The sequence below is a fragment of the Methylosoma difficile genome (assembly GCF_054657615.1).
Map to the genome: position 1 here is coordinate 105,720 of NZ_BAAHYJ010000006.1, position 22,264 is coordinate 127,983.

The 22,264-nt window shown below is 45.5% G+C and carries 25 protein-coding genes and 1 other RNA gene; 13 read left to right on the forward strand and 13 right to left on the reverse strand.

Going from position 1 to position 22,264, the window contains the following annotated elements; translation table 11 throughout:
• Positions 1-2 precede the first annotated feature (2 nt).
• Both malQ and glgC read right to left on the reverse strand, forming a co-directional pair.
• Positions 3-1,466: a 4-alpha-glucanotransferase gene (gene malQ, locus ACYQ1O_RS15380; RefSeq protein ID WP_459993016.1), complete on the reverse strand. Its 1,464-nt coding sequence runs from the start codon at positions 1,464-1,466 to the stop codon at positions 3-5.
• A gap of 196 nt (positions 1,467-1,662) precedes the next feature.
• Complete coding sequence (gene glgC / locus ACYQ1O_RS15385) at positions 1,663-2,931, reverse strand: glucose-1-phosphate adenylyltransferase (RefSeq protein WP_459993017.1); 1,269 nt, start codon at positions 2,929-2,931, stop codon at positions 1,663-1,665.
• A gap of 222 nt (positions 2,932-3,153) precedes the next feature.
• Here glgC and glgB point away from each other — a divergent pair, with 222 nt between their 5' ends.
• The 10 genes from glgB to ACYQ1O_RS15430 all read left to right on the forward strand — a co-directional run bounded on the left by glgB (position 3,154) and on the right by ACYQ1O_RS15430 (position 12,332).
• A complete protein-coding gene (gene glgB, locus ACYQ1O_RS15390; RefSeq protein WP_459993203.1) occupies positions 3,154-5,325 on the forward strand; it encodes a 1,4-alpha-glucan branching protein GlgB in 2,172 nt (723 codons plus the stop codon).
• A gap of 118 nt (positions 5,326-5,443) precedes the next feature.
• Positions 5,444-6,889 carry a glycogen synthase GlgA gene (gene glgA, locus ACYQ1O_RS15395; protein ID WP_459993018.1) on the forward strand — a complete coding sequence of 482 codons (1,446 nt, stop codon included), beginning with the start codon at positions 5,444-5,446 and terminating at the stop codon, positions 6,887-6,889.
• Positions 6,890-6,960: 71 nt separating this feature from the next.
• Positions 6,961-7,339: a transfer-messenger RNA gene (gene ssrA, locus ACYQ1O_RS15400) on the forward strand.
• Between the two features lie 137 nt (positions 7,340-7,476).
• The gene (locus ACYQ1O_RS15405; protein WP_459993020.1) at positions 7,477-9,174 is read left to right on the forward strand and encodes a replication endonuclease; all 1,698 of its coding nucleotides are present in this window, start codon (positions 7,477-7,479) and stop codon (positions 9,172-9,174) included.
• Positions 9,175-9,214: 40 nt separating this feature from the next.
• Positions 9,215-9,475 carry a hypothetical protein gene (locus ACYQ1O_RS15410; RefSeq protein WP_459993022.1) on the forward strand — a complete coding sequence of 87 codons (261 nt, stop codon included), beginning with the start codon at positions 9,215-9,217 and terminating at the stop codon, positions 9,473-9,475.
• A gap of 69 nt (positions 9,476-9,544) precedes the next feature.
• A complete protein-coding gene (locus tag ACYQ1O_RS15415) occupies positions 9,545-9,943 on the forward strand; it encodes a hypothetical protein (protein ID WP_459993023.1) in 399 nt (132 codons plus the stop codon).
• On the forward strand, positions 9,940-10,131 hold the full coding sequence (gene xisR / locus ACYQ1O_RS16905) for an excisionase family protein (protein ID WP_488199436.1): 192 nt from the start codon (positions 9,940-9,942) through the stop codon (positions 10,129-10,131). The genes ACYQ1O_RS15415 and xisR overlap by 4 nt, the downstream gene beginning before the upstream one ends.
• Positions 10,107-11,189, forward strand: a complete 1,083-nt coding sequence (locus tag ACYQ1O_RS15420; protein WP_459993025.1) for a site-specific integrase — start codon at positions 10,107-10,109, stop codon at positions 11,187-11,189. The genes xisR and ACYQ1O_RS15420 overlap by 25 nt, the downstream gene beginning before the upstream one ends.
• Positions 11,190-11,607: 418 nt before the next feature.
• On the forward strand, positions 11,608-12,036 hold the full coding sequence (locus ACYQ1O_RS15425) for a hypothetical protein (RefSeq protein WP_459993026.1): 429 nt from the start codon (positions 11,608-11,610) through the stop codon (positions 12,034-12,036).
• 62 nt (positions 12,037-12,098) lie between these two features.
• Entirely contained in the window at positions 12,099-12,332 is a 234-nt protein-coding gene (locus ACYQ1O_RS15430; protein ID WP_459993028.1) for a hypothetical protein, read from the forward strand.
• Here the strand turns inward: ACYQ1O_RS15430 and ACYQ1O_RS15435 are convergent.
• Complete coding sequence (locus tag ACYQ1O_RS15435) at positions 12,303-12,494, reverse strand: hypothetical protein (RefSeq protein ID WP_459993030.1); 192 nt, start codon at positions 12,492-12,494, stop codon at positions 12,303-12,305. The two genes, ACYQ1O_RS15430 and ACYQ1O_RS15435, sit on opposite strands and share 30 nt — an antisense overlap.
• Positions 12,495-12,555: 61 nt before the next feature.
• Positions 12,556-13,557 (reverse strand): IS1595 family transposase, encoded by a 1,002-nt coding sequence (locus ACYQ1O_RS15440; RefSeq protein WP_459993032.1) that lies wholly within the window; start codon positions 13,555-13,557, stop codon positions 12,556-12,558.
• Positions 13,558-13,695: 138 nt separating this feature from the next.
• On the opposite strand from ACYQ1O_RS15440, the gene ACYQ1O_RS15445 reads away from it, so the two are divergent.
• The 3 genes from ACYQ1O_RS15445 to ACYQ1O_RS15455 all read left to right on the forward strand — a co-directional run bounded on the left by ACYQ1O_RS15445 (position 13,696) and on the right by ACYQ1O_RS15455 (position 15,880).
• A complete protein-coding gene (locus ACYQ1O_RS15445) occupies positions 13,696-13,917 on the forward strand; it encodes a DUF6471 domain-containing protein (protein WP_459993034.1) in 222 nt (73 codons plus the stop codon).
• A 137-nt stretch (positions 13,918-14,054) separates the two neighbouring features.
• Complete coding sequence (locus ACYQ1O_RS15450) at positions 14,055-14,717, forward strand: hypothetical protein (protein WP_459993035.1); 663 nt, start codon at positions 14,055-14,057, stop codon at positions 14,715-14,717.
• On the forward strand, positions 14,717-15,880 hold the full coding sequence (locus ACYQ1O_RS15455; RefSeq protein ID WP_459993036.1) for a helix-turn-helix domain-containing protein: 1,164 nt from the start codon (positions 14,717-14,719) through the stop codon (positions 15,878-15,880). Before ACYQ1O_RS15450 ends, ACYQ1O_RS15455 begins: the two co-directional genes overlap by 1 nt.
• Positions 15,881-16,017: 137 nt before the next feature.
• On the opposite strand, the gene ACYQ1O_RS15460 is transcribed toward ACYQ1O_RS15455, so the two are convergent.
• The 9 genes from ACYQ1O_RS15460 to ACYQ1O_RS15500 all read right to left on the reverse strand — a co-directional run bounded on the left by ACYQ1O_RS15460 (position 16,018) and on the right by ACYQ1O_RS15500 (position 22,231).
• Entirely contained in the window at positions 16,018-16,725 is a 708-nt protein-coding gene (locus tag ACYQ1O_RS15460) for a hypothetical protein (RefSeq protein ID WP_459993038.1), read from the reverse strand.
• A 45-nt stretch (positions 16,726-16,770) separates the two neighbouring features.
• Positions 16,771-17,850 carry an AAA family ATPase gene (locus ACYQ1O_RS15465; RefSeq protein WP_459993040.1) on the reverse strand — a complete coding sequence of 360 codons (1,080 nt, stop codon included), beginning with the start codon at positions 17,848-17,850 and terminating at the stop codon, positions 16,771-16,773.
• On the reverse strand, positions 17,847-18,335 hold the full coding sequence (locus tag ACYQ1O_RS15470) for an ABC-three component system middle component 2 (protein ID WP_459993042.1): 489 nt from the start codon (positions 18,333-18,335) through the stop codon (positions 17,847-17,849). Before ACYQ1O_RS15470 ends, ACYQ1O_RS15465 begins: the two co-directional genes overlap by 4 nt.
• Positions 18,328-19,425: an ABC-three component system protein gene (locus ACYQ1O_RS15475; RefSeq protein WP_459993043.1), complete on the reverse strand. Its 1,098-nt coding sequence runs from the start codon at positions 19,423-19,425 to the stop codon at positions 18,328-18,330. Before ACYQ1O_RS15475 ends, ACYQ1O_RS15470 begins: the two co-directional genes overlap by 8 nt.
• A gap of 226 nt (positions 19,426-19,651) precedes the next feature.
• Positions 19,652-19,888: a YlcI/YnfO family protein gene (locus ACYQ1O_RS15480; protein WP_459993044.1), complete on the reverse strand. Its 237-nt coding sequence runs from the start codon at positions 19,886-19,888 to the stop codon at positions 19,652-19,654.
• The gene (locus ACYQ1O_RS15485; RefSeq protein WP_459993046.1) at positions 19,885-20,280 is read right to left on the reverse strand and encodes a putative toxin-antitoxin system toxin component, PIN family; all 396 of its coding nucleotides are present in this window, start codon (positions 20,278-20,280) and stop codon (positions 19,885-19,887) included. Before ACYQ1O_RS15485 ends, ACYQ1O_RS15480 begins: the two co-directional genes overlap by 4 nt.
• 603 nt (positions 20,281-20,883) lie before the next feature.
• Positions 20,884-21,147 (reverse strand): Txe/YoeB family addiction module toxin, encoded by a 264-nt coding sequence (locus ACYQ1O_RS15490; protein WP_459993048.1) that lies wholly within the window; start codon positions 21,145-21,147, stop codon positions 20,884-20,886.
• On the reverse strand, positions 21,144-21,386 hold the full coding sequence (locus ACYQ1O_RS15495; RefSeq protein WP_459993050.1) for a type II toxin-antitoxin system Phd/YefM family antitoxin: 243 nt from the start codon (positions 21,384-21,386) through the stop codon (positions 21,144-21,146). The genes ACYQ1O_RS15490 and ACYQ1O_RS15495 overlap by 4 nt, the downstream gene beginning before the upstream one ends.
• Before the next feature lie 263 nt (positions 21,387-21,649).
• Positions 21,650-22,231 (reverse strand): beta-class carbonic anhydrase, encoded by a 582-nt coding sequence (locus tag ACYQ1O_RS15500; protein WP_459993052.1) that lies wholly within the window; start codon positions 22,229-22,231, stop codon positions 21,650-21,652.
• Positions 22,232-22,264: the final 33 nt, after the last annotated feature.

Consider the following 22,264-nt stretch of genomic DNA (forward strand, 5'->3'; position numbering starts at 1 on the left):
CTTTATTTACGGTTAAACAAGCCGACCAAATACGATAATCGTCCGGCACGCTCTGGCGTCAGCTGCTCCCAATGGAAACACCAGCTCCAGTTGCCTACCGTTGTACCTGGCGTATTCATCCGATGTTCGGAACCTAATTCCAAAATATCTTGCATAGGGATGACCGCCAAATTAGCAACCGACGACAGTGCCGCTTGGATTAACGCACAATGCAGGGAAATGGACGGGTTGCTAAGGTAATCATGAATGTAGTGTTTTTCATAATCGGGTATTTTTTGCGACCAACCTAAAGTGGTGTCGTTGTCGTGCGTACCGGTGTAGACCACACAATTCCGGTCGTAGTTGTCAGGCAAATAAGGGTTGTCAGGGCCGCCGCCAAAAGCGAATTGCAAAATTTTCATGCCCGGCAGATCAAAGTCATCGCGCAAAGCTTCTACTTCCGGCGTGATGATGCCCAAATCTTCCGCCACCAAAGCAATTGAACCCAGTTCCTTTTTAAAAGCTTCCAGCAATTGCCAGCCTGGCGCTTTAGCCCACTGCCCAATTTGCGCGGTTTCTTGATCGGCAGGGATTTCCCATGCAGCCTCTAAGCCACGGAAATGGTCAATCCTTAAAATATCGAACTGCTCAATTTGCGTGCGCATCCTGTCAAGCCACCAAGCGAACCCCGTCTCTTGCAAGTATTGCCAGTTGTAATGGGGATTGCCCCAACGCTGTCCGGTTTCGGAAAAATAATCCGGTGGCACACCCGCCACGACCGACATCTGGCCGCTGTTGTCGAGTTTGAATACTTTGCGGTTTGCCCAAACATCGGCGCTATCGTAAGAAACAAAAATAGGGATGTCGCCAAAGACGAAAACACCGCGTTGGTTGGCATAGTCCTTAATCGCCATCCATTGTGTAAAGAACACAAATTGTTCAAATTTGTAGCGGTCAATAGTTTCTTTTAGGCGTTTGGCGGCGGCTTTAATGGCTTTGCTTTCGCGTTCTTTTAACGGTTCGGACCAATTATTCCAAGATTGCTGGTTAAATTCGTTGCGCAGCGCCATAAACAAGGCGAAATCGTCCAACCAAAAGGCTTTGTCTTTGCAGAACTGCTTGAAGGCTTTTTTATCTTCCGTTTCGGCACGCTCTAAAAAGCCTTGGTAGGCTTTCGTCAATAGGCAGCATTTATTGAATGATGGTGTACCTTGGCATTGTTCGCACTGTTCAGAAACCAGCAGCCAGTTTTTTTCGACCAGCTTTTCGATATTAATAAGCGCCGTGTTGCCAGCGTGTGCGGAAAGGGATTGGTAAGGTGAGCCGTCGGAATGGGTCATCCCCAACGGCAAGGTTTGCCAGACGGTTATGCCGCAATCATGCAGAAAATCGACGAAATAATAAGCATCTTTACCAAAGTCGCCAGTGGGTAATGAGGTAATGTGCAGTAGAATGCCTGCCCGGCGTTTATTAAGAAGTTCTTTCACCGTAAATGTCCCTGATTTAATAGTTTTACCCGGATGCGTTGCCTCAAGCCCTAACCCCTTTCACCCATAACGCGATGAAAGGGTCTTGCTTTGTTCGCAGCGTCCCCGTTTGAGGCGCCACGAACATTCTGTGTTTTTGCCAGAAAAAACAGCTAATTACCTCGTTTTAACCCATCGCAAGCAACATGCCGATAGTTTACCTAACGTAATGCAGTTTTTGACCCAACATATCCGGTGTTACCAACACTACACCACCTGGACTTACGTGGAAACGTTTTTCATCGTCGGCACGGTTTTCACCAATGATGGTATTTTCCGGAATATCGCAGTTCTTTTCGATGATGGCCTTGGTAATACGGCAATGTCTACCAATATTGGCATTAGGCAAAACAATACTGTCTTGCAAAGTTGTGTAAGAGTTTACCCTAACGTTAGAAAACAATAAGGAATGTCTAACTTTTGCACCTGAAATGACACAACCGCCCGATACCATCGAATCAACCGCCGAGCCGCGACGGTCGTCTTCGTCAAAGACAAATTTGGCGGGTGGGGTTTGTTCCTGATAGGTCCAAATAGGCCAGGTTTTGTCATACAGGTTCATATCGGGTTTAACGCCAATCAATTCCATATTGGCGGCCCAGTAGGCATCAATCGTACCGACATCACGCCAGTAGCTTTGCTCGCCGCTTTGCAAATCCAAGAACGGGTAGGCATTGACGATGTACTTGTCGATAACGGACGGGATAATGTCTTTACCAAAATCGTGCGAAGACAATTTGGTGTCAGCATCTTTCAGCAATTGCTCGAACAAAAACGCCGCATTGAAAATGTAAATGCCCATTGACGCCAAAGCGGTATCGGTGCGGCCTGGCATAACCGGCGGGTTGGCTGGCTTTTCAACAAACGCTTTAACCCGACGGTTGCCATCGACATCCATCACGCCAAAAGCCGTCGCCTCTTCCAAGGACACTTCGATACAGCCAATAGTCAGATCGGCCTTTTTGGCGACATGGTCAGCCAGCATTTCGGCGTAATTCATTTTGTAAATATGGTCGCCCGCCAACACCAAAATATGCTCGGGTTTGCGGGTGCGCAAAATGTCGATATTTTGGAAAACCGCATCGGCAGTACCTTTATACCAAGAGTCTTCATCATGACGCTGCTGGGCAGGCATCAAATCAACGTATTCACCAAACTCACCACGCAAAAAGCCCCAACCTTGTTGGATGTGACGAATGAGCGAATCGGCTTTGTATTGGGTCAGGATGCCAATTTTACGGATACCGGAATTGACGCAGTTAGATAGGGGGAAATCAATAATTCGGAATTTACCACCAAACGGCACAGCTGGCTTAGCCCGCCAATCGGTCATATTCATTAAGCGAGAACCCCGACCGCCTGCCAGAATTAGTGCAATTGTATTTCGGGTTAAATGATGAATATTTTGATTGGCTGAATCGGACATCGGGCATCTCCACGTGGAATAGTTTCACAACCACTGTTGCGTTTGGTAACATTGAACTCACTGACATTTTACTACACCGAGGCAATAAAAGTGAAAAAGCGTTCGAAAAACACACTTGATTCTACAACTGCCGCAACCCAATCAACAAGCCCAGCAGAACCGCTTGCAGACACTTCCCCCATCAGCCTTTCCGAACCAGTAAAACAAACTGCCTCCCCTAAAATGGCAAAAGACAACCTATCTTTCGAAAGCTTAGATGAAAACCATTTGCAAATTATCGAAGCCCGCCATCACGACCCGTTCACCGTACTGGGCTTGCATGGCGACACACTCTTGGTTTTCATGCCACTTGCTGAAAGCGTTGTTTTACAAGACATTAACCTGCCCCTTGAACGCATAACCGGCAGTGATTTTTTTATAGGCCACATAAAAAATGGCGACCAACTACCCCTGCATTATCAGCTGGCTTGGCTAGATAAGGCAGGCACCAGCCACCTTAGCCACGATCCTTACAGCTTTGGCAGCCAATTGCCAGATTTCGACCAACACCTGTTTGGCGAAGGCAAACATTGGCATATCTACAAAAAATTGGGTGCGCATCTACATACAGTAGACGGCATCCAAGGCGTGCATTTTGCCGTTTGGGCCCCCAATGCCCAGCGCGTCAGCGTGGTGGGTGACTTCAATCATTGGGATGGTCGCAGCCACCCTATGCGTAATCTGGGTGCAGGCGGCATCTGGGAATTGTTTGTGCCGGGGCTAAGCTGCGGATGCTTATATAAATTCGAAATCCTCAACCGTAACACTCAACAACTGCTTCTAAAAACAGACCCTTACGGTCAACAGTTTGAATTCCGCCCCAATACATCATCCATCGTCGTTAATGAAAACAGCTACAAATGGCGCGACCATCGCTGGATGGGTAACCGTGTCAATTTTGACTGGCTGCACGAACCCATCTCGATCTACGAGGTGCATCTTGGTTCGTGGAAACGTGACCAACAAGGCAATTTTCTAAATTACAAAGAATTGGCTGTCGAGCTGGTCGCTTATGCAAAGGAATTAGGCTTCACCCACATCGAATTGCTGCCCATTTCCGAACATCCGCTCGATGCGTCTTGGGGCTACCAAACCACCGGTTATTTTGCCCCTACCAGCCGCCACGGCACGCCGGACGACTTCCGTTATTTCGTGGATACCTGCCACCAAAATAATATAGGTGTGATTTTGGACTGGGTTCCCGCCCATTTCCCCAAAGACGGCTTTGCCCTGTCGCGCTTTGATGGCAGCGCTCTCTACGAACACGAAGACCCCCGCAAAGGCGAACACCGCGATTGGGGTACGCTGATTTACAACTATGGCAGGAACGAAGTGAAAAACTTCCTGCTCGCCAGCGCCGTTTTCTGGCTGGAAGAATTCCATCTGGACGGCTTGCGTGTCGATGCCGTCGCGTCCATGTTGTACTTGGATTACTCGCGCAAACATAACGACTGGATACCCAACCGCTATGGCGGCAAAGAAAACCTCGAAGCCATCGACTTTTTGCGCGAGCTGAACGAAGTCACCCACGACCAACACCCAGGCACTGTAGTGATGGCTGAAGAATCCACGGCATGGCCGCAGGTGACCCGACCGACTTGGACGGGGGGATTAGGCTTCTCAATGAAATGGAATATGGGCTGGATGCACGATACCTTATCGTACATGAGCCACGACCCTATCCACCGTATGCACCACCACAACCAGCTGACTTTCGGCCTGCTCTACGCCTTTAGCGAAAACTTTGCCCTGCCCTTCTCGCACGATGAAGTTGTCCACGGCAAAGGCTCGCTCATCAACAAAATGCCGGGCGATGAATGGCAACGCTTTGCCAACCTGCGTTTGCTGTTTACCTTCATGTTTACTTATCCTGGCAAAAAACTGCTGTTTATGGGCTGTGAATTTGGTCAAGGTACGGAATGGAATTTCAACCGCAGCCTCGATTGGTACGTGCTGGAATACCCGCACCACAAAGGTATGCAAACATTAATTAAAGATTTGAATTATCTGTACAAAACCCAGCCCGCCTTGTTCAGCCATGATTTTGACCCGCAAGGCTTCGAATGGCTGGATTGCCACGATGTGCAACAATCCATCATCAGCTATCGGCGCAAAAGCGAATTTGAAGAAGTCATTGTCGTGCTTAACTTTACGCCAGTACCCAGAGAAAATTACCGTGTGGGCGTCCCCAACCCCGGCACCTACCACGTCATCTTCAACTCAGACTCGCATTACTACTACGGCAGCAACACCGGCAATGGCGCGGTCAGCTCCGAACCTAGGCTATGGATGAACCAACCCCATTCCATAAACCTGACGCTGCCGCCACTGGGGGCGATTATCCTAAAGCTCTAACCCCGTGTAAGCCGTCTGCTTGCCATACCGCGCAGACGGCATCCCCACTCGGGCAACACCGCCCACCCATTGAACAAACCGCCGAACATCAGCGCATCATTTCAGAAGAACAATCACCATGAAGAAAATCCTCTTTGTCGCCAGCGAAGCCCATCCGCTCATCAAAACCGGCGGACTTGCCGACGTTGCCGGCAGCCTCCCCAAAGCCCTAGCGGAACTGGGGCAAGACATCAGAATCCTGCTGCCCAACTACCAAGCCATCAGCTCGCGTGGCGACATTCGCTACTTATGCTCGCTGCGCGTGGACAACCGCAACATCAACCTGCTGGAAACGCGCATCGCCGGCACTGACGTACTGGCATGGCTGATTGACTACCCCGCCTTCTTCAACTACCCCGGCAACCCGTACCTCGATGCCAACGGAGAAGCCTGGCCCAACAACGACGAACGCTTTGCCCTATTTTGCAAAGTAGCCGTCGAAGTCGCCATGAACCGCATCAAACAAGACTGGCAACCCGACATCGTCCACTGCAACGACTGGCAAACCGGCTTAGTGCCCGCCCTGCTCTCGCTGGAAGACAACCGCCCTGCCAGCGTCTTCACCCTGCACAACTTGGCCTACCAAGGCGTATTTCCGCCGGAAAGCGTCGGCACGCTGAACATACCCAGCCAGCTATGGCAACCCGAAGGCTTAGAATTCCACCAAATGCTCTCCTTCATGAAAGGCGGCTTGGTTTATGCCGATGCCCTCACCACCGTCAGCCCCACCTACGCCCAAGAAATCCAAACCGAAACCTACGGCTGCGGACTGGAAGGCCTGCTCAGCTACCGGCATGACAAACTGATCGGCATCCTCAACGGCATCGACAACGACGACTGGAACCCCACAACCGACGACTATCTAGCCGCCAACTACAGCGCCGACCAACTCGCCGCCCAAAAAACCAACAAAGCCGCCTTGCAACAACAAATGGGCTTGCCGGTGGACGACAGCATTCCCGTGTTTGGCCTTATCAGCCGTCTGGTCGAACAAAAAGGCATCGACCTCGTCATCGACTGCCTACCCGCCGCACTCACCATGCCCATGCAATTCATCCTGCTGGGCGCAGGCGACAAAAGCTTTGAATCACAACTGCAAAACCTAGCCCAACAATACCCCGACAAAATCGCCATCACCCTTGGCTATAACGAAGCCCTCGCCCACCAAATCGAAGCCGGTGCCGATGTCTTCCTGATGCCCTCGCGCTTTGAACCCTGCGGGCTGAACCAAATGTACAGCCAACGCTACGGCACCTTGCCCATCGTCAGAAAAACCGGCGGCCTTGCCGACACCGTCGTCGATGCCATCCCGCAAAACCTAGCCAACCAAACCGCCACCGGCCTGGTCTTTAGCGAAGCCAGCAGCGGCGCCTTACTGGAAACCATCAAACGCGCCATCACCCTCTACAGCCTGCCCAACGTCTGGGAAAACATGCAACAACAAGCCATGCAAAAAGACTTCTCATGGCAACGCAGCGCCACGCAATACTTGGAAGTTTACGGACAAATCAGCCCCAACCCATAAAATGGCTTTGCCACCGGCGGAATTAACATAGCAAGACCAAGCATAATCCGCTAGAATGGTTGCTCACAAAAGGGGGCGACATGGCTTCGACGTGGGTAGCAAAACCTTGAGTGCATGCCGAGGACTGTAAATCTCGTAAAATATACAGAAAAAAAGTATTCGCAAACGACGAAAACTACTCAATGGCTCTTGCTGCTTAAACACAGCTTCCATTCCTCTGACTATTTGTGCTTATGCGGGTAGAGTCGGGTTCGCCTGACGCTCAGAGGTCATTCACATAAGATCGCGCTGAAATCCGTCCGGTGTGGATGCGCTAAAACCCTACGGAATCGTTGCTTGTTTTCTTGGCCCGGCGGGTAGCCAGCAACTAAATCAAAAGTACGGGATAAGCATGTAGACCTTTAGGCGGAGTGCTTGCGGACGCGGGTTCAATCCCCGCCGCCTCCACCATTTTCTGGTCTTCCATAGACCAATCAAGACCCACTAAGACCCTTGAAAAACAGAGTCTTAGTGGATATTCTCAAAACTCCCTTTTAGTCTCCGATGGTCTTAATAGGCCTCGATCGTGGCACAAATTTGACACAAATTTGCCACAAGCCATCCAAGCCGATGCATTAACAGCCCGCCTAGGCACGGATGATTGCCGACACTTCCGCCAGCACGTTTTTAGTGAACTCGCGCCCATTGCCATTGATTTGGCTCTTCGTTACAAAAAAACCACCGAACGCTCCAGCTACGAAAAAGCCAACCAAGAGCTTCTAGCAATACATAACCAATTGAACATTGGTGAACTCAATCTATGCGCACCTACTGACGAACTAAAGAACGCGGCAAAACGTTACGCTGAAAAATGCCTGCACGCCCAACAAAAAATCAAAAACACCACCGAAGCTTATTCCGCTTGCCTTAAAATTGTCGAATCCTACCGTATTAGTCCACCCGCCATTAAAAATGGCAACATAAGCCCTGCCCTCAACCGTATGTCAGACTGGCGGTGGTGGTTTCGGAAAATAAAAACATTACGCATACGAAGTTTCGAAACAGTCGCCAGAAATGTTGAACTGGTTAACCGTTTACGTTCCAGCTATGCCAGCGATTACACCGTAAACTTAAAACGCAAACAAAAGGAAGCTAATCGCCATTATCTGTCCTCAACGTTTGCCTGTAACGAACAGGGCGAACGCTTTTCCCTGCAAGATTTAGCAAACTGCACCGTATCCAATCCAGCCATCCGACGCGGGGAGTTGATGGTGCGAATCAAAGGCTTTGAAATAGCAGCCAATTTATTTGGGCATGTCGGCGAATTTTATACCCTCACCACACCTTCAAGGATGCACGCTAGCCTACACAATGGACTAGCCAACCCGCGCTTTGACGGTACAACCACACTTCAAGCCCACGAATACCTCACCCACCTATGGGCGTTAATCCGCGCGGAATTACACCGCCAAAATATTCGCCCCTATGGATTCCGAGTGGTCGAGCCACATCATGATGGCACACCGCATTGGCATTTATTATTGTTCATGCCACCCGAACATCGGCAACCGATGCGCGAGATCATGCAGAATTATGCCCTAGCCGATAGCAGCAACGAACCAGGTGCAAAAGCCCACCGCTTCAAAGCGATTGCCATTGATCCTATCAAAGGTACAGCCGCTGGTTACATCGCCAAATATGTCGCCAAAAATATCGACGGGAAACATTTGGAACAAGACCTATACGGAAACGAAGCCCACGAAGCTGCCGAACGGATCACCGCATGGGCTAACACGTGGGGAATCCGTCAGTTTCAACAAATAGGCGGCCCTAGCGTTACCGTTTGGCGGCAACTAAGACGCTTGGGGAAAACCGATGATAGCGAACTCGAAGCCATCCGAACCACAGCGACCGCCAGCGATTGGGCTGCCTTTATGCTGGCAATGGGTGGTTACGAAGTGGAGCGCCGTGACCATGCCATCAAACCATTCTATGGCTACGGCAGACAACTCAACCTAGAAACCGGTGAAATCATCCCTACCCTAACCGACCGCTACGGCAACGAACCAGCCCCCAAAGCCATCGGAATTATCTGGAAAAATCAAGGCCACGATACCCGCAAACATTTCTGGACAACAACCAATCGGGACAGCGAGACGGTGCGGGAAGGGGCGGCTTTTGCCGCGCCCCGCCCCGCATCGTCGCAGTTGTCGACCACAGAACGTTCGGAAACTTTGCGAGCAAATCCGCACGCTTACCCTCACGGAACGTGGGCGGAGCCGCTTTTCTTGGACTTGTATCAATAACTGTACTGACTCAAATAACACAACACGAAGGCAAACAAAAATGACTAAACCCGCATTACAGGAAAACTACGCCATGAACGAATTCACCCTCGATGAAGCCATTAAGCTAATTTATCGGCATGTTGTCCTTAAGAAAAATGCCAACACCCTCGCCAAAAAAACCGACATAACCTTAATCGGTCATGTCTGTGGCGTGCTGACACTAAACGAACAAATCGAAGTTGTGGTTAAGTTTCATGACGAATTAAAGCAATTCACCAAAGAAGAATTCGACAAAGAAGCCAAATTATTGGATTGTTAGAAGTATTGACTACTAAAACCAATAGTGTATTATTAAAATCACTATTAACTTTTAAAGTCACTATAAGCAATGGAAAACAACCCTAAAAAACTGCTCGTTTTAAACGAAGAAACCGAACAGATCATTTTGCAACAAATCCGAGAATTTAGAGGCATAGGCAATACCCTTGAAAGTGCGCTGGGTGCGCTGATACTTGGGCAGTATTTTGGCTGGCGTGTCCTTAAATTGATACACAACCCCGCCACTTACCGACGTTATGAAAAAGTTTTAGGCGTCCAATTTAAAGATGTGTGTCCAGAAATAACCGAATTCGGCAAGAAAAAAAGCGTCGGCTATGCCATCACCGAAAAATTAGGCAGCTTTTGGGCGGTCATCATGGGCAAACGCAAAGTTGAAGGCAAAGGCATGATTGACAGCGAGGAAGAAGTTGAGCGTCGCGTTGCTGAAATCGACAAGGAGCAACAATGATCCCTAGCAATAATTATGTGACGATTGAAAAATGCGCGGAACTGCTAGGGCTTACCCCAAACGCAATACGCCAATACAAGAAAAAAGGGCAGTGGCGGAAAGAAATCCACTGGCATAAAGCCCCAAACGGAAGAATTTATATCAATATCAAAGCAGTCAACGAATGGATAACAGGCAAAGGGGCATAACAATCCGCGGCAATAGCGCACAAATCGCCTTTACTTACCAAGGCGTGAGATGTCGGGAAACCTTGCCCATGCCGCCGACCAAAGCCGCACAAAAAGAGCTGCAACTCAAACGGCAAGCCATTTTGTACGAAATCAAAAGCGGCACGTTCGACTATTTAAAACACTTCCCGCACAGCAAAAAAGCACAGGAATTCCGCAAAACCCGTCCTGACCACTACACCATAGGCGAAGGCTTAAAAGCATGGTTTCAGCGTAACCAAGGGCGATTCCAACAAAGCACCCTGCGGGATTATAACAGCGCGATTTATCATCATTTGATACCGACATTTGGAGCGTTGGCAATTGCCGAACTCACGGCAATGACGATTAAGCAATGGTTGTCAGAATTGCCTATTTCCAACAAGCGCAAAAACAATGTCCTGACACCGCTTCGGCAAATGTACGAAGAAATGTATCTGGATGAAATGATCGACAAAAACCCGCTAGACCGGATTAAAAACCTTTCCGTAAAAACCAGAGAACCCGAACCTTTCACAGCCGCAGAAGTCGAAAAAATCCTGAACGAATTGGCAGGCCAAGAACGGAACTTGATTCAGTTTGCCTTCTGGTCGGGGCTGAGGACGTCGGAATTGATCGCCCTACGCTGGGAGGACGTTGATCTGGAAAACAACCGAATTTTTGTCCGCCATGCCAAAGTACGCGGACATCTTAAAGGCACGAAAACCAATGCCGGAACACGGGAAGTGATGCTACAACCCCAAGCCAAACAAGCCCTACTCAACCAACAAACCCACAACGGAAAAAGCAACGACATCATTTTTCATGATTCCCGAACCGGCGAGCCGTGGAAAAACGACCAAGCCATCCGCAAAGTTATCTGGACACCCGCACTAAAAAAAGCCGGACTGAAATACCGCAACCCTTACCAAACAAGACACACATTTGCATCAACTCTGCTTTCAAGAGGAGAAAACCCGCTTTGGGTCGCCCAGCAAATGGGGCATAAGGATTGGGGACAAATTAGGAAAGTTTATGGGCGGTGGATACCGCAAAATTAAAAAGAATTAATAACACGCTATTTTAACAACTTAAATTTAGGCACACACATGAGCTATATTCTTGCAACTACAGAAAACCCAGTCCGCTGGTATAAATTCAATTGCGATGGAAATTTACAAGCAGGTCAATTCGAATTGTTAGATTGCCTTGATTTGAACGAAGTCCCCGTATTTCATGACAAAAAAACTGCAAAATAAGCAGCTAAGGTACTTAGTTTGAAAACGTACAGATATATCAAAACTTGAAAAGCTCAGTCATATCATAGCTGCTTTCAATATACGAAAATAACCTGTATTAGCATCTTAAAGAAAGCATACATAAGGTGCGTATTAGAGGTATTATGTAGCAGACGCACAAAGCCATCCATAACATAACCCATTAAAATACAAGCCATTATACACCTAAACGGGAAAGTAAATGGCAGAAACCCACGTCATAAGCGCACTGGTGGCGAAGCGTTCAGAGCTTGCCGGACTGGTGGAGCATCACCGTAAAGAGATAGCCAAGCTATCCGAAGACATTGCCTTGCTGGACTCCACAATAAAGATGTTCGAGCCAGGTTACCGGATACAAACCATCAAGCCAAAACGTTTCCAAAGAAAGAACGCCTTTTTTAAGCGAGGGGAAGCCAACAGGACTATCCTTGATATTCTCAGGGAGTCTGGCAAGCCCTTAAGCACTGTCGAGATTGCGAGGGTTGTTTCAGCCTTGAAGGGGTTCGACAAGGATCAAGAAAGGGCGTTACAGGCCACTATACTAACTACGCTACATAACCAAAGGAAAAACGGCCTTGTGGAGTTTACGGGAAGGGATTTTAACGGGGGGTGTGTTTGGAAATTGGCTTAGGCTATTGATTTCGGCGTGTCGTGACGGGATGATTATGTTTTTTTAGAATTTAAGGATTGGCCATGATAGAAAGAACTGAACACCAAAACGAAGCCTTAAGAAATATCGGCATGAGCCAAGAGCAATGGGAGGCCATTAAGCTTATATTTGAAGCGGTTAAAAACTTGAGTGTTAGGGATGCTCAAGGAGCAATACGCTTCTCTGAAAACGCATTGCCTTGGCTATCCGAAACCCCAAGCGAACTCGACCAAGAGAACTTGTTAGCATTAATCAATCGTGGCGTTGAGTTTACTTAAAACATTTTGGTAAATTTCAGTGATTTTACTGATTTCCGCATCTATGTTTGGTGGTGTTGGCTGCATCGCTACAGGTGACGAGCTTCCGCCTGATTTCTTTTGGGTAAGATTTTGGTAAATGGCGGCGGCTAAAGTTGCTGCAACGGTTTCTTTATTTTCCATGTCTTATATCCACAGTTTGTAAATTTTAGAGTCTAGCCCACAATGGAATTGTGGGCAACCATTAAGCCGCCAGCCGTTCAACCGTCTTATTGCCCTGCCAATACCCGCACCAGTTCCGTGAAGTCGGCTTGTTGGCGCAACGTCCAGTGATGTCGGCAAAGATTTCCCCAGTAGACCAACGGCGGGTATCTTCGCGGTAGCCGCATTCGTTGGCGTAAGCATTTAAGTTTTGGTTGCCCATTCTATGCACTTGGCCTTTGTGCATCCGGCGGAAACGTGAGAAGAAAGATTCGGCTTGGTTGGTGCATTCGCCCTTGTCGCCTTTGTAACGCTCTTGATGGTTGACCCGCTTCATATCGAATTTGGCATGTAGAGCGTCATAGCATTTGGCATCATCGGCGTTTATAGTGGCTTCGCCGTCAATATGGGTTTCCGCCAATGCCTTAATGTCGGCTTGGTTTTCTGACTTCACCACGAAGGTTTTTGTTTTCACCGCACCTTCGCCTTTCTCGCCGCGTTCGCGGATCGTGATAATGCAACGCTTGTTAGGGTTTTGGTTCTCGACTAAGCGCAAGTCTTTGCGGTCGGCCTTTTCGTTCTCAGGGCGCACATAGCTGTTCACATAAGCCCCGTCAATTTCCACCTCGCCGCCTAATTTGGCAGCTTCGGCATCCATCAGGGATTCCCGTATTTTGTGCATCATCACAAACGCCGTCTTATATTGCACGTCCAAATCCCGCGACAATTGCAGGGCGGAAAAGCCTTTTGCCGTGTTGGTGTACAGTGCAACCGCGCCCAAGTAGATTTTCAAGGGCAATTTGTGATGGGCAAACAATGTGCCTGATGTGATGCTGAACGTATGGTTACAGCCCTTGCAACGCCATTGCTTGCGGGTCTTGATAAAGTAATGCTTGTCGATCAGTCCACAAGTCGGGCAAACCGGATTGCCATCGCCCCAACGGGATTCCTTGAACAGGTCAAATGCGGCCTCGTCGGTCATGGTGAAGATTTGCACCAAGGACAGTGAATGGGCTTTTGCTGATAGTAGGAAGTGTTGTGCCATGTGATTTACTCTGCATATTTCAAATGTGACACAAATATACCATATATAAAATTACAATCAACACAAATATTTCATATATGACATATTTGTGCTTTATTATGATATGCTGCTGGCTTTTGAAATTAAGAAGGAAACGCTATGGAAACGCACGACTGGAAAGCATCGGCAAAAAATATCTTAAAAGCTGAGTTGACCCGCAAGGGGGTTGATTACGAAACGCTTGCCGAAAAACTCAAGGATATTGGGATAGATGAAAGCTATAACAGCATCAACACCAAGATCAATCGGGGCGCGTTTACTTTCCAATTTTTCTTGCAGTGCATGAAGGCCATTGGGGTTAATGATGTGAGGGTTGGTTAAAATTTTATTCGACAGTTAAGTTTTTTGTATTTTGGACTTATGCGTAGTTTGAAATTAAATAATAATTGCAAAAAGTTGCGCTAGGCCAAATTATTTTGTACATTATGTGCATTAAACCAAAAACGGAACTAATTTTTATGAAAGTTACACCCACTCTTCGCCAATTACTGGCTAACGAATTACCGCACGGCTTTGTTCGCGATTTGCTTAATAAGATGCCCCTTGTTTATAAGGATTCTTATGAAACAGTCAAGAACGATCCAAATCTTGGAGAAGAGCAAGCAAATTATGTGATGGGATATTACCGACGTGGAGCTTCTGAAACGTTGTTACAAAGACTATCAGCCGAACATGGTTTAAAGCTAAACATTGTTCAGCCAGAAAACGGTGGATGCAAGCATATTAGGGTAAGAATGGGTAGGTTCGCATTTGTAATGTGTCATGTTCAGTCGCGAGCGGGTTTCCCATCCTTTTCTGAAAACAGAGTTCAAGCCTCTTCTATTAATGAATTCCTATCTCAATCTGACTTGTTTGTCATCGAATCAAGCCCAAAAAATGAAGAATTGTTTGGGGTTTTAGTACATACGGAACAAACCAATAAAAAAGATACATTTGACTCTATTCATATTGGTTTTCCAAATCATAAATTCGACTCATGGATAGAAGAACCAATTGATCTAATGGATATATTAGATCAACAGGCTATTCAAAATAGCAAGGATTTGTCGCGACAATCACAAGATGCCGAACCAACACTAAAAACAGACAAAACAAATAAAAAAATTAATGGGGAAGACTAATGGCATTAGGAGTAAAGTCATTTAACGGTCAACGGCTAGAACAAGCAAAAAACGCCAGAGGACTGTCATCTGTAAATTTATCAGATATGGTCGATATATCTACAGCCTCTATTTCGCTTTACGAAAGCGGCAAACAAAAACCAAAGCCTGATGTTGTAGAGCGGATCGCAAATGTATTGAATGTTCCGGTTAATTTTTTCTTTAATGAAATTCAGATAGAAAAGCCTAAAAGGCTTTTTTATCGTTCAATGAATTCTGCAACAAAAATATCAAGAACAAAAGCAGAAGCACAATATGAGTGGGGGCTAGAAATTATTGATTATTTAATGGAGTTTTTTGATTTTCCTGTAGCAAACCTTCCTGATATATCTGTGCCAGATAACTTTAGATCATTAGATTCAAACCAAATTGAATCAATCGCCCAAGAGGTAAGAGATTACTGGGGGTTAGGAAATGGACCTATAGTCAATGTTGTAAGAACATTAGAGATTAATGGAATAATTGTTTGGAGGACAGTGTTTGATGCCGAAGCTTTAGACGCTTTCTCCGAATATAGAAAGCCGCATTCGGTTATTGTTTTGTCTTCTGATAAAACAAATTATTTTCGTTCAAGATTTGATGCCTCTCATGAGTTAGGACATTTAATTCTTCATAGAAATGTTGACCAAACGACGCTAAATAAATCTACAGATTTTAAAATAATAGAAGATCAGGCGCATTTGTTTGCATCGGCATTTTTATTGCCTTCTGTACCATATAGCAATGATTTGTGGTCTCCTACATTAGATGCTTTTCGATCTCTTAAGCCTAGATGGAATGTTTCTATAGCGATGCAAATTATGAAGGCTAAGCATCTTGGTATAATTGACGAAGATCAGGTAAAGCGTTTATGGATTAACTTAAATAGAAGAAAATGGAAGTCCAGAGAACCTCTTGACGATTCTACTCCCGTTGAAATGCCAAATTTAATCTCTAAAAGCATAAAAATGCTTATTGAAAAAAATATTAAGTCAAAAGAACAAATAGCTAATGACTTATCTTTTCATTTATCTGAAATTGAAAGGATTTGCGAGCTTCCTAGTGGGTTTATGAGAGGTAAACAAGACATGGGGCAGCCAACACTTAAACAACAAGGATCAAATATATTGAAGTTCTCAAGATAAGATTTGATTTTCTGACCGCTTTAGCGGTCAGTTTCTCTGCTAAATTATATTCCCTATCCTTTGTGCGCCTGCTACATAATACCGCGTATTAGGAAAGTTAATGGACTTTTATTTGCTTCTAGACATACTAAAAGTTATTAAATAAAACCCAAACGTCCTTCATTTGGATTGCCTGTAAATATCGTCATTGCAATCATATTTTCGACATCTGTTGGCGGGTGCTGATTTTCTATGATTATTACCTGACTCTCAGTAGCATGGTGTTTTATTAGGTAATTGTAAAAACATTCCTTTAAATCAGTACCTTGTAAAGTCAGATCATCTTCACCCTCAGGTTTGAAGTAAGCCAACAAAGGAGAATCAAGAACCACGAAACCAGGATGTGAAAGCCCGTGTTCTTGGCAATATTCCATTAATCCGATTGTAATCGCAGCATGAGTTATTGCGCGTAAACCTTTGCCACGACTACCACGCGGCTTTCCATCAATAACAAAGTCATTTGAGTCTTTTTCAAAATAAACGTTACATTCACCGGGAAAATTCCAATCTTTCAGTACCTGTGAGACTTTCATTGAAAAAGAATGAGCATCGGCTATTGGAATACCAGTAGTAATTTGATGGCGTTCATCTGAAAAGCCTTCATCCTCTTCCTGCAAAAGAGCAAGTCTTCGTTCTTCTAGTCGTCTCACTCTATCATATAAATCAACAGCTTTTTTTACACTCGCTCGTTTTTCCACAAACTCAGAAAATAACTCGCGTTCTTGACCGAGCTGAGGAGCGATTTTTTCTTTAATCTCTGAATCAATGAGATCATAATTTGCATTTTGGGTATTAAACTCTTCCATAAGCTCTGACTTCTCGGTTTGTAGCTCGGAAACAGTGTTAGATAGTTAAATCTTAAGCTTTGAAATTTTTTGAATTTCAGCAGACGCTGCTTGCACAATTGCCACAATGTCGCCATCGCATGAATCAACTATATGCTGTTTTTTAGGCTCTGCTCCACAAAGCGGACATGGTGCTTGCTCAACACTAGCGAACATTGAACCGCTTTCTTGTATAGCTTCTAATCGCAAAATATCAACCTCATAATGTTCTCGCAACAAATCGAAACGGGCTAAATATTCTTTTATTTCTATTAAGCGACCTTTCAGTTCTTGGCAATGTTTCAAAAGATTTTCACGATTGCCTAGCAGAATATTGACCCCACTCTGACTAATATCAAGCTGTTCACGCTGTCTTTCTATTGAGCTTTCCAAGCGGGAAAGTTGTTCGATGAGTTCGAATTCTTCTTCATCAACATCGGCAAGTTCGGTTGCAAGATCAGCAAGCAACTCATCAATTAGAGCAATTTGTTTTGAGTTATCCAATTCCGGAGTATTAGCAGAGACAACACTTGAGTCATCCACCCCAGTCAAAAGTAGCTTTATAGTAGCCAATTGAGGTGTCTTCTGGGTATATTGACCATTCCAAAAAGGTGAACCCTTTTGCTGAATTTCGCCCTCTTGAATAATGACAAGTCTGGCTAGATTACGAAAACTTAAACTTAGAGTTCCTCCACTCTTATTTTTCAGAATTCGTTTTCCAAGTAATCCAATCTTTTCTAGCAAAAAGCCAGATAAATTATCCGTCTTGTCATGTCCATGATCTGGTTTTAGTTTTAGAGCGTTTTGATTCTCAGCGTTTTTGAGTTCTGTAAACTTAAAACTTCCGCCTGATGTAGAACGGTGGAGTCTGTAGTTTTCTTCATTACTTGTAGCCAGATCAAGCTCAATGCTTCCGTATTTGCTTCGTTCAGGAATTTCCCTTAAATCCTTTCCTCCAAGCATGAAATCTATCGACTCAGCTAGAAATGATTTTCCTGTATCAGAAGCACCGCAAATAACATTAACACCTGGGAAAAAATTAAGAATTGCCTTATTTTCCGAGTTGGAAAATTCAATCCTGCGTAATTGAAGATAGCAATTTGTCACAAGTTTGTTCCTGTCCTCTGGATTGGCTGGAACTGGCTCGTCCATTCTTCAAACAAGCGATGTGTAATACGCCTAACATCCTCTGTTGAAACATTTTCAAACTGTTTAACCGCCCAATTTGCACGAACCATGAGTTGTTGTGAATATTCGGCTGTAAGAGAAGACATAAAAGGCGCTGCTACTTCTCCCGCAAGATAGTTAAATCCATCGTCTTTTGGAATTCTTTGAATAAGACCTCGACTTAACATAAGCAACAACCCTTTTTCGATTAACCCTCTTCTAACCAGCAACTCACCTGATCGAAGTGGTAGCGGCGCATGTAAGCTCTGAGGCCCATTAGCATCACCCGAATGAACCACAAGATAATCCATTTCTACAAGTCGTTGAAGATCAAAAGCTATCGGGAATGCGACCACCAAAATAGCTAGTGATCGCATCCCTGTCTCCAAAGGACTATTGAATGGTGTTAAATGAGCGTTATTCATAATCCGATACCCAAGTAAGGCGGTCATCATTAGCAAGTTGGTGACAAATTCCTTGTCGATCCTGTGTTTTAATAGAAGACGCTAACGGATTTGATGAGGAGTTAAGTAGTGCAGCTTGGGCAATTGTTGCGCTCATTCTATTGAAACCATTAGCGTGTGTTCCTTCACAAATATCAACCACTCCGTGATAGACTTCATCCTGTAAAGTTTCAAATGTTCCTTCTGGAACTGTATCCCGTGCAAAGTTACGAAGTGATTCTGCATGATAGAACCTTTCACGCTGGCGAAGATAATCACGTTTCAGTTTATTGTATGATTCTAAGTCAGCAGCGCCTGTGATCGTTAAGCCAAGATGATCACTATAAGCATCAAGAATTTGACGAATATAGCGGCTTTCTTTGTGATCTGGAGCGTCGGGAGGTATAGAAGGATTCGGCCTAGGTGGCAATCCACCTCCAAAACGTACCGAGTGGTATTTTGTGCGACTATGCCCGTTAATAAGCTCAACTAACGACTTTGAAGAAAAGATACTAAAATCAAAACCATCAAGAAACAGTTTTAAATCTCCTGACAAAATAATTTCAGTTTTTTCTGTAATCTCCTTCTGACAATATTTTTCCCAATTTTCAATAGTCTTGCTTTTTAGATCACCTGAATTGTTTAGTAATTGTTCAAGGCTTGTACCAATTCCTTTAGAGCAAACAAAATAGTGCTTTCGTGGTGGAGAGTATTTTTCAATATGTGAATAGTAGATAATTTTTCCTATTTCAACCCAAACATCACTTGGTCGTAAAGGATGGTCATAACGTTTACACTGGTAATTGTCCCAAATTCCTTTAAAGCCATTATCTTCACAGAATCCAGCAATATCAACACCTAGATCGCCAGAACCAGTCAGACGACTAACTTTTGAATATGAGTCTTCAATAGAAGTAGTCCACTCTTCTATGAACCCTTCCCACTCGTCTGGAGAAAAAATTATAATACGCGCAGGTTTTGGAATAGGTAAGCCACTTTGCACATGTTCCGCAGAAGTAAAACATGTTGGCACGTTAGGTTTTATTTTTTTTAAGTCAGCATCGTCAATCAATTATGATTCTCCGTTGAGTTATCGATTGCATTGAAAATACAATGCCGATTAGACAATATCTATAGTTTATATTAGGCTCTAATTTTTTAAGCCGCCATAGAGCCGAAGCGCTACAAACATTGAGCAACTTAGCAACTGCTAACGGACTTTCACCCTTGTCTAGCAATACCAGTACGTTTTTCTAGCGATCATTAGAAAATTATAAAGCAAACAAAGTCTAAACCGACTACAACTCATCCCCCACCAACGGCTGCCTATCTGCAACCTTAGCCAACACAGCAGCAAAAGCCGCGCTATCCGCCCGTTGCGCCCTAGCCTGCAAATAATCTTCCGTTGCCAATGCGGATATTTTTTCTGCGACTGCCGTGGCAATAAACTGATTGATAGACACCCCTTCCTTTTGGGCGAATTCCTTAATATGCCGATGGATGGAATCCGGCAAACGCAAACTTAACGCACTCATCTTAAACGCTCCAGTAAAGTTTTGGGCGGGATAGCCGCCACACCAAATTTCTCAACACCTGCAAAATCTTTCAGATTGTGGGTAACAATATTGGCATTGGATGCAACCGCCAATTCAAGCACCATATCATCTTTGGCATCCGGCAAATAAGGCCGCCATAGAAAATGGATTTTTTGGGATTGCCCAAACGCGCACAAATTATCCAGAACCGTTTCTATTTCAAAATCGTTCAAATTCAATAAGTCACGGTTACGTTTTAAGACGTCTTCGTATTCAAATAACAAGGGCGTAGACAAGGCAAGACTCAACCTTCCGGCAGCCAGATGCTGTAAAACCTTGTAAGATGCTCCGTTAGCGGAATAAAGACCAGCAAACAGAACATTGGTGTCCATGACAATTCTCATAATACCGTATATAGTATTACAAAATCCTATTATTTAGTAGCATGTATGACGGCTGGAAAATTAACGGTTGCCCGCGTATTATTAGCGCTAAAGCTATCTATCATAAGGCCTAATGATGACCAATCGGATGACTGAACGCTTAGATGAAGCGCTTGCTTTAACCCACGAACAGAAAGAAAACCAATGCCGCACAGTGAAGTAAAGGCCACAAAAGAACGGCAGGTTATAAAGGCATTTGATGACAGCTTAGCCGAATTTGGCGGCTTGTATGCTGAATTGGCAAAGTGCTAGCTATGAATTTGACACAAGAACAACCAACGCGAGTTTTAAATGATTGATTTGACTAAGACGGACACGGGTTCAATCCCCGCCGTCTCCACCAAATTTCAATATTTAGAATGTTCAAAATAAAAACCCCGCAAGCCGTTAGGCTTAGCGGGTTTTTTATTGCCTGAAGGCTGAACGACCAATTCCTATTCACACGCTTCGCTTTCAGCAGTGGTTAGGTGGAAAGATTATTGGGGAGTGTGTTTTTTACCTCAATGTACACTCTGATTACTTTACCTAGATTGGATGAAGAGTTTCTTATTTCTATTCATAATGACTCCACAACCGTAAAACCTTAACCCGTTTTTCACTTTCCAAAACCTGATAAATCAGACGGTGCTGGATGTTGATGCGCCGTGAATAAGCACCTGCCAAGTCACCGACCAATTTTTCATAAGGCGGCGGGTTTTGGCACGGGTCGGTTTTTAGGATTTCCAATAACAGAAATGCTTTGTCTTTTAATCCTGCCGCTGCCAATTTTTTAGCATCTTTCAATGCTTGCTTGGCGTAGATGATTTCCCAACTCACCAATCCAGTTCCTTGCTGCATTCATCGGGGGATTCTGCCATGCCTTCTAAAATTGATTCGCGCATTCCAGGAACGCCCAGTAAATACAGGGTTTCTTGTATGGATGACCAATCTTCGGCAGAAAGCAAAACGGCATTGGCGCGTTTTCCGGTGATGGCGATGGGTTGGTGGGATTCGGCGGCTTGGTCAATCAGGCGGTAGAGGTTGGCGCGGGCTTCGCTGGCGGTTAGTGTTTGCATAATGGCACTTTAAAATACAAAAAAAATATCGTACGTTATTCCGTACTTTTTTGCGAATTTATTCTTTCACTTTATAGCGGATTGGCTATAACACTTCACTCATCATTAAGAGATAAAACTGCTCAGCAGTAATCAGCAATACGGTTGGCTTTATCCCGACCCCCAAAACAAAAAACCCGCCAGCCTTAACGACTTAGCGGGTTTTTTAGTGGGCCGATTAAGCTATGCCCGTTGCATTGCCCACTATTAGGGTGGGCAATGGGTTATGCGGCTTTTCCTGCGGCGGTCGCTTCAGGTACTTCAACCAGGCGGCCTGTTGCCACATCGTAAATGTAGCCATAGACCGGGATGTTTGCAGGCACAAGCGGGTGGGATTTGATGCGCACCACGTCTTCCAGCACGCTTTGCGCTTGGTCTTTAATGGTCAGCCAGTTGATGTATTTGCCTTCTGCCGAACCTGGGCCTTCGCAGCCGTCGTGCCAGCAGGCGTTTTCGTCCAATGAGGCGGTTTTTAAGCTGCTGCCCAGCAAGTCGCTCATGATGTCGTTAGTGAAAAATTCCATGCCGCAGTTGGTGTGGTGGATGACAAACCATTCGCTTGTACCCAGCAGTTTGTAAGAGATGACTAACGAACGGATGGCGTCATCGCTGGCACGACCGCCGGCATTGCGGATAACGTGGGCGTCGCCTTCTGAAAGCCCTGCGTATTTGGCAGGGTCAAGGCGCGCGTCCATGCAGGTCAGGATGGCAAAATGACGGCCTGGAGGCATAGGCAGGTCGCCTTTGTCAAAGCTGGCGACATAATCGCGGTTTGCGCTGAGTACTTCGTTTAATACACTTGCCATAGTTTTATACCCTTATAATTATTTAGTTGATCG